Consider the following 12,253-nt stretch of genomic DNA (forward strand, 5'->3'; position numbering starts at 1 on the left):
CCGATCTACCCCAGTGCGGCGAAACCTCGCAACCAACCGCAGCGCTGCGGCTTACGGCGAGGCCGGGCCGCACTGGGGTGCGGCGCTCCCAGGGCCATGGCGCTTCGCGCCTGATGCATCAGTGGTCGGAGCGGTGATCAAGGCCCGGCGGCTCTATACTCCGAGCCCTTGATCTTCATAGGTCATCGCAAACATCGTATCCGTCAGCCAGTGCCGAAACGACTGGTTGTCCTGGAATTGTTTGAACAACTGGGCGTCATCGGTAAAGAGCGCGGTGATCACCCGTTTGAGCGCCCGATCGTGCTCGATGCGGGCGTTCTGCCGATCCGAGTGCTGCTTGGCGTTCTGATAGGTCTGATCTGCCGCGACCTTACGCGGGATCTCATCCGCGATTCGCTGGCCCATGCGCTGCGGATCGGCAAAGAGCCCACCGAATTGATCGTTGAAGGCCTTGACGATGTTCGATAGCCGATCCAACTCCGGCTCCGGCTTGTGGCCGCCGCCCGCGGTCGGCACCGGCTCGATCTCGGCGTCCGCGTCAGGCAGCGCGATGGCCATGGTCGCCTGCTTCTCGGCACGGTAGCTGTCCATGTCGATGGCCTCCAGGATGCCCTTCACCAGGTCCTCCTCGATCGGCGCCGGCAGCTTAAGGATAAGAAAATTCAGAAAGATGGAGAGCTTCTCCCAGTCCTGCACCCCATCGGGAAGGATGGTGGCGAGAAAGTCATAGGTGCGGGTGAAGGTCTTGGTGTTACCCTTGAAATCCACCTGCCCATCCTCGTCCAGGTCAGTCACGTAGACCGCCACCCAGGCGTCAAGGATCGGGTCCAAGCGGTCACGGTCGGCACCGCTCAGATAGAGTTCGACCAGACTGTCGATCTGCTGGGGTGAGTAGACTTGGTAGTTGTCGAGATCGGCCTTGAGCGTATGCAGCCGGTCCGGATCGGTCTCCTTGCTCAGAATGGTGGTCCGATAATAGTCGGCGAACGCCTGCTCGATGGTGTCGGTGTCGTTCTGGAAATCGAGCACAAAACAATCGTGTTTCTTCGGGTGCGCCCGGTTCAGGCGGGACAGTGTTTGCACCGCCTTGATGCCGGCGAGCGGCTTGTCCACATACATGGTATGCAACAGCGGCTCGTCGTAGCCGGTCTGAAATTTATCGGCGCAGATCAGAAAGCGATAGGGGTCCTCCTGGATACGCTCGGCGATGTCGTTGCTCGGGAATCCGTTGAGCTTCGACTCGCTGACCTTCTCACCGCCATAGTCCGGCTCGCCGGAGAAGGCGACGATGGCCTCATAGGGGCTCTTGACCGCCTTGAGATACGCGTTGAAGGCGAAAAAATACTGGATCGCCCGCTCGATACTGCCGGTGATCACCATCGCGCGCGCCTGGCCGCCGATCTTGTTCTGACCGATGACCTGCTCCAGGAAGTGATCCACCATGATCTCGGTCTTGTCGCGGATCGCCTTCGCGTGTCCCTCCACATAGCGGCGCAGCTTCTTGCGCGCCTTCTTTACATCGAACAGTGGGTCGCCGGGGATGGTTTTGGCGAGTCGTTAATAGCTCTCGACCGGCGTGTAACATTTGAGCAACCATGCGCGCTGACGGCGGCGAGGAGGCACCGCACCCCGTCCAATTGATGGTAGCGGGGGAAGACCTGAACCTGCCGCTTCCTACCGGTCTTCGGATTGATCTCGTCCACCACCTGGGCATAGTTCTCCAGGATGTCGGTGAGTCCTGCCGGGGTGAGTATGCGCCGCCACAGGTAATCGGTCTTGATGCCGTCCGGGTTGGGTGGATTGCCGGCCCCGTCATTCCAGCCCTGGTTGAACGGCAGAAACCACGACGCCAAGGCCCGTCCCTTGCTGCCTTTCAGCGCCGTACACATCGGCACGGATTGATCGTCCACCGCGAAATGGACCACACAGCGGCCGAAGGCAAACAGGGTCTCCCGCGGATCGCGGTCGCGCTTGTATTGCGTGATCGCATCGTCCACCGTCTGCTTGGTCAGGTTGTTCTTGAGCTCAAAGGTCGCCACCGGCAGGCCATTGATGAATTGGCACAGATCCAATGCCCGCCGGGTTTCGTCCCGACTTTAGTGCAGTTGGCGCGTGATGCTGAAGCGGTTTGCGCTATTTCGCTTGATCGCTTGTACATTCCCCGGCGAGGGTGTCCCATAGAAGAGGTCGAAGGCGAGTGGTCCGTGTTTGATCCCATTGCGCAACAGGTCGATAGTCCCGCGGCGGCCGATCTCAGTATGCAGGCGGGCGAGAAATTTCCGCCGCGCGACCCACTGTTTGTCCCGGTAATCGCCGATGCCGAGCTTGGCATAGCTGCCCGGTTGGGTATCCATCAGGAAGCGGAATAGGTGCTCGACGTCCACCGCATACTCGCGGTCGTAGGCGGCCGGGTGTCCGGCAAACCAGCCGCTGCCGCCGGCCAAGGGAGGCGGCTCCGACACGGCCGCGGCGGGTCCGCGAAACAGCCCATCCGACGCGGTCATGTAGCGCATGATCAGGTCTTCCAGTCCCTTCTCGGTGGTGTCGGTGCTCATGGCGGCGGTGTTCGGCTCCGTGCAATCTCGGGTCGATGTCCAACAGCGACGGCTCGCGGTTGCGCAGTCATCGCCGATATCCGGGCAGTCACGCTTGATGTCGCGGCAATCTCGGGAGATCTCCCGTGCATCTCGGGAGATCGCTTGGCAGTCTCGGCCCGATATCGGACAGCCACGCCTGGAGGTGCCAACATCGATCGTTCGATGTTCGGGTGCCGCGGTTCGATGTCGGCGGATGGAATTTTGCCTGCCGACAGTTCAGATTCCATTGTGCTACAGCGACGGCCCTATCTCCAACAGCTGGCCCAGATGTCCCGGCAATCACACGAGATGTCTCGAAGATATCAGCAGATGTAGCGGAAGTCTCGGCCCGGTGTCCGGCAGCCATGGTTCGATGTCGGACGGCCGCCGTTCTATCTGCGGGATCGGGCGGATCGCTGTCGCTCAGCGGCCGTCCGATCTCCGCAATGGATGGCCCAACCAATGAACTCGGAGCTTGATGCGCGCGAGGTCGGTCTTGGACTCGCGCGGGGCGTCGGTCGCGGTGCCGGGCAGGACCGTGATGCGGCGTCACGGTCGGTTCGCGCCCGGGCTACGTGCTTGCCTCAGGTCGAAGGGGTCGCAGACGCGGCGCTACTGGCGGTCTTCTTGCTCTTGCGGGCGAAGCGCTGGCCAAGATCGTCGAGGCTGTCCTCCAATTCGCCGGTGGCGACATTGCGCAGCTTGGCGTAGTGATAGGCCAGCAAGGCGGCGGCGTAGGCCTCGCTCCCAGCGGCGAAGTAGGTATCCTCGATCTTGCCCAGCAGGGCTTGGATGGAATGCAGGATCGGGTAGAGTGCCTCAATGAGCTGCACGTCGGTGCGGAACTCCTCCAGGGGAAAGTCCGCCGGAAAGATCTTCGGGTTCGCCAGGGCGACCGCGAGCATCTTGATGACAAAGGAGAAATTCTTTTCGCCGAACTTGATGCGTTCGGCGCGGTCTTTGGGGTTCAGATCGACCAGGAAGGGCAGGGCCTCGATGATGGCCGCCACGGCGGCCTTGATCTTGTCGGACTGTTCCGCGGACAGGGTCGCATCGATACCAATTAAGGACATGATTGCTCTCCGGATTATCCGTTGAAAAAAACGACTCGCTGCGACTCAAATCTATAGCGGGTCTTCCCCCAAATGTCAAGGGTTGCCGCGGCCATTCCGGCATCCCGCCGGAATGGCCGTCGTGTCGTTCCCCGGCGGAGAGACTGTAAAAATATTCGGTTCTCGTTGTTGTCCTCGTTGAAGCGGCGGACCAGCTCTTCGAACAGCGTGCCCATCGAGTGGTTATCGAGTCCGGGCAGGTCCCCCACCGGCCGCGGGCTCAGGTTGATGTCCGAGTCGAGCAGCTTTTCGATCAGGCTGCCCAGTGCATCGGCCTTGGAGAGCCGGGGAATCTGGTTGCGGAATTCGAAATTGGTCAGAATATCTTGGACGTTGGACGAGAAGCCGTCCAGATAGGACTCGAAGTCCTGGCGCAGCTTCTGCGCGGTGCCGCGGGACTTCAGAGTCGGCGGTGTTCCAGATAAAGTTGGTCAGCCAGTTGAGCTGGGCTTGTTCCATGGACGGGTCCTTTCTCGGTCGGGCGGTGGGGGAGGGGCTCGAACACGATTATGCCCGATCGGCCAGGACCCCGGCATTCACGCCCGCGACCGGCCCGATTTTGCTAGAGTGGAGAGGCGGCCGCATCGGCCGCGACGGATTTAAGGAGACTCCTCATGTTGGTCACCTTCGAGACCCAGGCCCACGCCAATATCACCATGTTCGGCGAAGTGGCGGTCAGTCTGCTCAAGCTCATGGGCCAGAGCGGCACCGTGCCCGGGGCCATCCTGGCGGCGGACGTGCCGGCCGCGCTGGCGCGGCTGCGCGCCGCCGTCTCTGAACACGCGGGCGAACTGCTCGATCCCGCGCCTACCGGCGGCGCGAAGGACGACGGTGAGGGCCAGCATGTCAGCCTGGGTCACCGTGCCCTGCCGCTGGTCGATCTACTCCAGGCGGCGGCGACGGCGGGCGAGAATGTGATGTGGGGCTGAACCTCGGGCACCCAGTTCCCCCGCCCCGACGCCGGCGGGTGGACGCGCGCGGTGCCGGGTCAGCGGCCCTGGCTGGCGTGCCAGGCTTTAGCGTGCGCGCGCGCGACCCGCTGGCCGCGTCCATGCAGGACCCGGCCCGCGTCCAACGCCTGCTGGTGCGGCCTGACCGGGTTTTTGAGTGAGCGGAAACTGCGGATCTCCGCGCTGGTGCGAATCAGTGCCGACGTGTGTATGTTGATCATCGATCGATACCTCATTGGTTAACTCAGCCTGGATCGCGGGGCCGTTCCGGCGTTGTGCACGACGCACCGTCGCCGGGGCTCGCCCCCCACCCGCTAATGATAGGCCAAAGGACTTTAGTGAGCGGTAGAAGATGCGAAACGACCAAGACCGCGCGGCCACGACGCCATGAGCACTAAGACTGCGGGCACCGCGGGCGCGGGTCAAGTGGTGCCGCCGTCGCCCGCCGTTTTTTGCCCCGACGCCGAGCGCCGTTTCGGCGGTCTGCGCCGCCTCTGGGGCGATGCCGCGTATGCCCGCGTGCGCGCGGCCCGCATCGCGGTCGTCGGGGTGGGTGGTGTCGGGTCCTGGGCGGCGGAGGCGTTGGCGCGCTCCGGGGTGGCCGCCTTGGTACTGATCGATCTGGACCATGTGGCCGAGTCGAATATCAACCGCCAGATTCAGGCGCTGAGCAGCACGCTGGGCGCGGCCAAGGTCCAGGCGCTCAGTCGACGCATTGCCGATATCCACCCCGACTGCGAGGTGACGGCGGTGGAGGCGTTTGTTGCAGCGGACAACTGGCCCGCGTTGCTGCCGTGCACGGTGGATGTGGTGATCGATGCCTGCGACCAGGGGCAGGCTAAGCTCGCCATGGCGCATTGGGCCTGGTGCGGCGGCCACCCACTGGTCTGTGCCGGGGCGGCGGGCGGTAAATCGGCGCCGCAGTGCGTGACGGTCGATGACCTGGCGCTGGTGACCCACGATCCGCTGCTGGCTGCGCTGCGCCAGCGCCTGCGCAAACTCGGGGCGCCGCGCACCGGCACCATCGGCGTGCGCTGCGTGTTCTCGCGCGAGCCGGTCGCCCCCCCGGCGGCCGGCGACTGCGCGGTGGACGGCAGCCTCAACTGCCACGGCTACGGTTCCTGCGTCACCGTCACCGCCAGCTTCGGCCTGGTCCTGGCGGCGCAGGCGTTGGAGACTATACGTAATCCCGAGTGTTAGGCGGCTGCCGACCCGGCGCGAGCCCAGCGCCTGGTAGCCGTTCTTGACGGACGATCGCCGGAATATACGACATCTGCTCGAAATGGGAATCGAAGCCCGCGAAATGGCTGATACGATTTGGAAAAGTCTTCGTGGGGGTCAAGCTTGGGTGCCAGTCGCACTAAGATTCAAGCGTCTGGAGATTTCTTCCAGTGTCTCCGGCGTCAGGATGGAGCCCATGGTGGTCTCTGGATGATAGTAGATGTGTCGGGCCTGGTTGGCACTCGGTGAACGGTCTGATTGTGCGGCCCAGGGTCTTGATCACCATTACCGCCACCGGCGCTCCCGGTGCAGAGCGCCTGACACAGGCGTGGCCCTTGGTCATCGCTCCGGCCAGACCCGCCCTTGCGGTACCCGTCGCGGCGGGGGGGCCGCTCCTACCCGCGTAGGAGCGCCCCCCAGGCCGCGACCAATGTTCGCGGGGTGGCTGCAATACATGAGCGGGGGCTTCGATCGCCGATTTTCCTCGTTTGGGATTGAACCTCAGGCGGCGGCGATTTGCAAAGGGCCGCGCAGGTGCGTTCGCCCCGGCGGTCCTAAGCCTCAGACCTGATCCCCCGCCTGGTCGCGAAACTGGAGCGCGGCAAGCCGCGCATAAAGCCCCCCCTCACCCATCAATGCCTCATGGGTGCCGTCGGCCACCACGCGTCCCGCCTCCAGCACCAGGATGCGGTCGACCTTGCGCACCGTGGCCAGGCGGTGGGCGATGACGATGCTGGTGCGTCCCTTCATCAGCTCCTCCAAGGCGAGTTGGACCAGCCGCTCGCTCTCGGCGTCGAGCGCGCTGGTCGCCTCATCCAGCAGCAACAGGGCGGGGTCGCGCAGGATCGCCCGCGCGATGGCGATGCGCTGGCGCTGGCCGCCGGAGAGTCGCACCCCGCGCTCGCCCAGGAAGGTGTCGAAGCCGTTGGGTAGGCGGTCCAGGAATTCGCGCGCATGCGCCGCGTCCGCGGCCCGGCGCACCGCCTCATCCGGCACGCCCTCCAGGCCATAGCGGATGTTCTCCCAGGCGTCGGCACCAAAGATCACCGGGTCCTGGGGGACTACGGCGATCTGTCCGCGCAGGCGCTGCGGGTCCAGATCGCGCAGGTCCACCCCATCGAAACGGATGGCGCCCTGTTGCGGGTCATAGAAACGCAGCAGGAGCTGGAACAGGGTGGTCTTGCCGGCACCCGACGGGCCGACCAGGGCGACCTTGGCCCCGGGCGCGATGGCCACATTCAGCGCCTTGAGCACCGGCAGGTCAGGGTGCGCCGGATAGGCGAACCCCATGTCCACGAAGTCGATTTGCCCCCGGACCGGGGCGGGCAGGGGGCGCGGGTCGGCGGGCGCACGGATCAGGGTTGGTGTTGCGAGCAGCTCCATCAGCCGTTCGCTGGCCCCGGCGCCGCGCAGCAACTCACCCACGAGCTCGCTCAGACTGCCCACGGAACTGGCCACCAGCACGGCATAGAAGAGGAAGGCGGACAGTTCCCCGCCGCTCAAGCGCCCCGCCAACACCTCGCGGCCGCCGACCCAGAGCACCGCGCCGATGGCGCCAAAGGTGAGCGCCGTGGCGATGGCGCTCAGGGCGGCGCTGAGTGCGGCGCGCCGCCGTGCGGTCTCGAAGGCGGCCTCCACGCGCTCACGATAGCGCGCCCGGTCGATCGCCTCGTGACAGAAGGACTGGACGGTGCGGATGGCGTGCATCACCTCGTCCACATAGGCGCCCACATCGGCGATGCGGTCCTGACTGGCACGCGCCAGGCGCCGCAGGCGATAGCCGATCAGCCAGAGCGGCAGGACCACGATCGGCACCCCGAGCAACACCAGCCCGGTCAGGTGGGGACTGGTCAGTGCCAGCATGAGCAGGCCACCGAGCACGATGAGCGCGGCGCGCAGGGCCATCGCCAGGGTGGAGCCAACCACCGTCTGCAATAGCGTGGTGTCGGAGGTCAGGCGCGAGATGACCTCACCGGTGCGGGTGGTCTCGAAGAAGCCCACGTCCAGGCCCAGGACCTGGCTAAAGACCGCCGTGCGTACATCGGCGATCACCCGCTCGCCGATCCAGGCGAGCAGGTAGGAGCGCATCAGGATGGCCGCGGCCATCGCCAGCACGACGCCAAGAAAGAGCAACAGTGAGCGATTGAGCGCGGTCTCGGACCCGGTCTTCAGTCCATAGTCCACCACCTCCCGAATCACCTGGCCGAAGGCGAGTACCGCGGCGGCGGCAACGATCAGGGCCAGGGCGGCCAGCAGGACGCGCCCGCGATAGGGCCGCATGAAGGCCAGGAGCCGCAGCAGCGGGCCCAGATTGCGGGTGGTCGGGCGTTGGGGAAGGGGCAGGGGCAGGGCAGGGGGCATGGGGTTCCGCGGGGCGTCAGAATAACGGCTAAAATAAGTGCCTGATCTCGCAGGTTCAAGGACCATGCTCATCGACTCGCCCAGCAGGTCGCGTCCAGCCTCCATGTTCTACCCCGTCAGGGCTCGGCTCTTGGGGGCCGCGCTACTGCTCGCCGCACCGGGTGCGGCGACGGCGGCGGACCCGCCGCCCTGGCCAGTGGGGCTCTACAACCCGCGGCCGCTGGCCGATGACGTGATCCTGCCGCTGCCCTGCGCGGGGGCGCTCAGCTTCCGGCCGGTCGCCACCCCCGCAGGCAGCCCCCGGACCGCGCTGGTCGGCCCCTTTAGCGCGCTGGCGGGGACCGGGCAACGCACGCTACTGATCGGCAAGTACGAGGTTACCGTCCTGCAGTATCAGGCGGTCACGGCGTCGGCGGCCGGGCGGCCTTGTCCCGCGGTGCCGTCGGTGGGCAACGTCCAGGCGATCAACGCCCTGGCAGCGGCCCAGGTCGGCGTGAGCCGTATCGACGCGGTCAACTTTGCGGCGCAACTCTCGCGCTGGTTGCACGCCAATGCCGCGCAGATTCCGCCCTGCGCGCCGGGGTCCAAACCCTGTCTGCCGCGGGTTGAGGGCAAGCCGGCCTTTGTGCGGCTGCCCCTGGACGTCGAGTGGGAGTACGCCGCCCGGGGTGGGGCGCAGGTCGCGGACGACGTCTTTGCGGCGCGCCGTTACCCCATGCCCGAGGGATTGGAGCGCCACGCCTGGTACAACCGCAACGCCGATGGTGAGATCGCCCCCATCGGCCAGCGTCTGCCGAACCCGCTGGGGCTGCATGACCTGTATGGCAACGCCTGGGAGATCATGAACGACCCTTATAGCTCGGCGCAGTTCCCGGGGCAGATCGGGGGCGATGTACTGATGGGTGGGGGTATCCACAGCAGCGATGAGGATCTGCGGGCGGATGCGCGGCTTGAGGTCCAGCCCTACGACGCCGCCGGTGACGTGAAGACCGCGGATACCGGTTTTCGCGTGGTACTGGCCGCCCCGGTCGTGACCTCGGTGGGCCGTCGCTCGGCGCCACCCGCGCCGGCACCGGCATCGGCCGGCGTGGCGGACGGGCGCCTGCGCATCGAGGTGGACGCCTACGCGCTGGTGCTGCTCGATGGGGAATTGCAAGGCTCCTTTGGGGTCGGCCGGCCCCTGGAATTGACCGGCCTGAGACGCGGCAAGCATCGCATCGAGGTGTCTCCCCTGGTGCCAGGCTATGCCAAGGCGGCGGCCACCGTCGACCTGACTGACGGTGAGCCGGTCAACGTCCAGATCCATCTGGAGCCACCCCCCGGTCGCGCCGACTCCCCTCCCGAGCTCACGCCCGATGAGCGACGCCGGGTGCGGCAGCAACTGAGCGAATTGGGATACCCCTGCGACGGCGCATCGGACCGCTTCGACCGCGCCTTCACCGTGGTATTGCGCGATTTCCAGCGCCAATCCGGGCTCCCGATGACCGGTCAATTGACCGCCGAGACCCGCATCTTGCTCGAGCGGCGCAGTGCCGAGCAGCGGCAGTTGGCGAGGCCGTCCGCGCGGTCCGCGGCGGATGCGCCCCCACGGCGACCTGGCGGCTACATCCCCCAGTTCCCGGACCGCGCCCGGGATGAGCGCTGGATGGACCCCGCGACACCCTGAACCGAGGCGCATGCCTGAGGCCTCCAGGTGTCGCGTGCGGCGGCGGCCGATCCTGCGGGTGCGTCCCAGTCGCGGACCGCGACCGCTGCGGGGCGATGCCGCCTTGGCACCATTAGTGCGCACTCGCTGCCATCTGGGTTATCATTGAATCCGGCCAAGATCCTGCAACCTTGATCGCAATGGCAGCCAACGGCCTTCACGGTCTGCGGCCGCCGCGGCGGTTGTCCCTGGCATGCTCTTTCTGTGTAAATCGACGCTATTTCAGGAAACCTGCGTTAATCGCATCTGCCGCCTCGCCGCATGAACTCCAACCATGAGCTGTGGACCCATGACGACTATTGACTCGACCACCCCGATCATTCGCCACCCCGACCTGGTCGCCGCCGAGATGGATGGCGATCTGGTCATGATGAGCATTGCAGAAGGTCAATACTTTGGGATCGGCGGCGTGGGGCCGCGCATCTGGGAATTGCTGGAGCGAGCGGTGACGGTCGAGGAGCTCACCGCGACCATCTGTGATGAATTCGCGGTTGATCAACCCACCTGTCGCCGCGACCTGATGAACTTTATCCAGGAATTGCTCGGCATGGGGCTGGTGCAACTGGCATGACGCCACCGCATTCGGTCCCAGGCGGGGACTGCGGCCGCTGCTACACGCGATGAACTATACCTGCTATGGTCTTGCCTTGGTCAGTGACCTGGCGCTGCCGGAACTATTGGCAGCCGATCCGCGAGCTGCCGGAAGCGAGCCCGATGTGCAGATTCGCCTCGGCCAGGTTGCGGATGAAGGCTTGCCGCAAGGCCGGCAACTTGGGCCCTATCTGTGGGTGACGCCCCGGCAGCTCTGGCTGCGGGTGCCGCGGATTGCACGCTTTCTGGTCAGCGACGGCAATCTGATCACCATCGCTACGGAACCGGCCGGGGACGCGGACAGCATCCGCGTGTTCCTGCTCGGCTCGGCGCTGGGGGCGCTGCTGTTGCAGCGCGGTCTGCTGGTGCTGCATGGCAACGCCATCCGCATCGGTGACCGATGCATGGTCTGTGTCGGTCAGTCCGGTGTGGGTAAATCCACCCTGGCGGCGGGCTTCCTGCGGCGCGGTTATGAAATCCTGGCCGATGACGTCACGCCGGTGGATGCCGACTGTCGCGCCCTGCCGGGCTTCCCGCGCATCAAGTTGTGGCAGGATAGCGCCGCGCGCCTCGGCATCGATACCGCGGCGCTGCGGCGTATCCGCCCGGAACTGGAAAAGTTCAATTATCCGCTAACTGATCGCTTTACCGGTCAGGCCCTGCCGATTCGCTGGGTCTACGTCCTGGGTACCCACCGGCTGGCGGACACGCACTTTGAATCCATTCGGGGCCTGGAGCGCTTCACGCCACTGCGCAATAACACCTATCGCGTCCGCTTTCTGGAAGGGATGGCCCTGGGCCGCGAACACCTGCAACTCTGCGGCAAGTTGGCCGGGCGCGTCCAGCTTGCTCAGATCATGCGTCCGGAGCGTGGTTTTGAGTTGGACGCACTGGTGGAGCGCATCCTCGCCGATATTGCGGCGAACCCCTGACATGGCCGGCATTTACTGGCTCGCCTCCTATCCCAAGTCGGGCAATACCTGGTTGCGGGCCTTCCTGTGCAATCTGCAGGATGATGGGGCGGCTCCGGCTGATATCAATGCGCTCGACATTGGCTGTATCGCCAGCGCCCGTGCCTGGTTGGACGAGGTGCTCGGCTTCGATACCGCTGAATTCACCCCCGATGAGGTGGAGCGCCTGCGCCCGGGCGTCTACCGCTGGGCCTTGCAGGGCGCGCAGATCGGCTACCACAAGATCCACGATGCCTATACCCTGACCGCCGAAGGTGAGCCGCTCGTCAGTCGGGAGGCCACGTTGGGTGCCCTCTATATCATCCGCAATCCGCTGGATGTCGCCCCCTCGGCCGCCCATCACTGGCACTGCACCATTGACGAGGCGATCACCCGGATGGGCAATCCGCAGATGGCGTTATGCCGGTCACGCCGGGCCCTGGGGTTGCAGATTCGGCAACGCCTGGGGAGTTGGTCGGGGCATGTGCGCAGTTGGGTGCAGGCGCCAGGCCTGAATGTCGAGGTCCTGCGTTTCGAGGACATGCTGGCTGACCCGGTGCCCACCTTCACCCGCGCGGCCCGCTTCCTGGGCTTGCCCGACGCGCCCGAGCGGGTCGAAAAGGCCATCCGCTTCAGCTCCTTCAGCGAATTGCTCCGCCAAGAGGAGGAACAAGGCTTTCGTGAGCGGCCACAACACGCAGAACGCTTTTTTCGTCAGGGTCGCAGCGGTGGCTGGCGCGATACATTGACTGCCGGGCAGGTCGAGCGAATCATCGCCGACCACGCC

Annotated in this window: 12 protein-coding genes; 6 read left to right on the plus strand and 6 right to left on the minus strand. The window is 65.4% G+C overall.

The genetic code is table 11. The features are described 5' to 3' along the window. Positions 1-153: 153 nt before the first annotated feature. The 4 genes from QZY44_RS18750 to QZY44_RS18765 all read right to left on the minus strand — a co-directional run bounded on the left by QZY44_RS18750 (position 154) and on the right by QZY44_RS18765 (position 3,649). Entirely contained in the window at positions 154-1,485 is a 1,332-nt protein-coding gene (locus QZY44_RS18750; RefSeq protein ID WP_295449717.1) for a hypothetical protein, read from the minus strand. Positions 1,486-1,514: 29 nt separating this feature from the next. Continuing rightward, a complete protein-coding gene (locus QZY44_RS18755) occupies positions 1,515-2,072 on the minus strand; it encodes a type I restriction endonuclease (RefSeq protein ID WP_295449720.1) in 558 nt (185 codons plus the stop codon). Between the two features lie 24 nt (positions 2,073-2,096). Continuing rightward, positions 2,097-2,555: a hypothetical protein gene (locus QZY44_RS18760; RefSeq protein WP_295449724.1), complete on the minus strand. Its 459-nt coding sequence runs from the start codon at positions 2,553-2,555 to the stop codon at positions 2,097-2,099. 605 nt (positions 2,556-3,160) lie between these two features. After that, complete coding sequence (locus QZY44_RS18765) at positions 3,161-3,649, minus strand: hypothetical protein (protein ID WP_295449726.1); 489 nt, start codon at positions 3,647-3,649, stop codon at positions 3,161-3,163. 653 nt (positions 3,650-4,302) lie between these two features. Between QZY44_RS18765 and QZY44_RS18770 the strand changes: the two genes are divergently transcribed. After that, positions 4,303-4,617 carry a DUF1840 domain-containing protein gene (locus tag QZY44_RS18770; RefSeq protein ID WP_295449728.1) on the plus strand — a complete coding sequence of 105 codons (315 nt, stop codon included), beginning with the start codon at positions 4,303-4,305 and terminating at the stop codon, positions 4,615-4,617. A gap of 59 nt (positions 4,618-4,676) precedes the next feature. On the opposite strand, the gene QZY44_RS18775 is transcribed toward QZY44_RS18770, so the two are convergent. Further along, the gene (locus tag QZY44_RS18775) at positions 4,677-4,859 is read right to left on the minus strand and encodes a hypothetical protein (protein ID WP_295449731.1); all 183 of its coding nucleotides are present in this window, start codon (positions 4,857-4,859) and stop codon (positions 4,677-4,679) included. 166 nt (positions 4,860-5,025) lie between these two features. On the opposite strand from QZY44_RS18775, the gene QZY44_RS18780 reads away from it, so the two are divergent. Continuing rightward, entirely contained in the window at positions 5,026-5,838 is an 813-nt protein-coding gene (locus QZY44_RS18780) for a tRNA threonylcarbamoyladenosine dehydratase (protein ID WP_295449733.1), read from the plus strand. Between the two features lie 582 nt (positions 5,839-6,420). Here the strand turns inward: QZY44_RS18780 and QZY44_RS18785 are convergent. After that, on the minus strand, positions 6,421-8,220 hold the full coding sequence (locus tag QZY44_RS18785) for an ABC transporter transmembrane domain-containing protein (RefSeq protein WP_295449735.1): 1,800 nt from the start codon (positions 8,218-8,220) through the stop codon (positions 6,421-6,423). A gap of 103 nt (positions 8,221-8,323) precedes the next feature. Between QZY44_RS18785 and QZY44_RS18790 the strand changes: the two genes are divergently transcribed. From QZY44_RS18790 to QZY44_RS18805, 4 genes are all read left to right on the plus strand, one after another. Further along, complete coding sequence (locus QZY44_RS18790) at positions 8,324-9,886, plus strand: SUMF1/EgtB/PvdO family nonheme iron enzyme (RefSeq protein WP_295449737.1); 1,563 nt, start codon at positions 8,324-8,326, stop codon at positions 9,884-9,886. Positions 9,887-10,214: 328 nt separating this feature from the next. Beyond that, positions 10,215-10,496 (plus strand): PqqD family peptide modification chaperone, encoded by a 282-nt coding sequence (locus tag QZY44_RS18795; protein WP_295449739.1) that lies wholly within the window; start codon positions 10,215-10,217, stop codon positions 10,494-10,496. A gap of 49 nt (positions 10,497-10,545) precedes the next feature. Further along, on the plus strand, positions 10,546-11,448 hold the full coding sequence (locus QZY44_RS18800; protein WP_295449741.1) for a hypothetical protein: 903 nt from the start codon (positions 10,546-10,548) through the stop codon (positions 11,446-11,448). A 1-nt stretch (position 11,449) separates the two neighbouring features. Then, positions 11,450-12,253 (plus strand): sulfotransferase domain-containing protein (locus QZY44_RS18805; protein ID WP_295449743.1); only part of this gene is annotated, 804 nt, incomplete at its 3' end.

Source organism: uncultured Thiodictyon sp. (genome assembly GCA_903837595.1).
In the GTDB taxonomy this organism is placed as follows: Bacteria; Pseudomonadota; Gammaproteobacteria; order Chromatiales; family Chromatiaceae; genus Thiodictyon.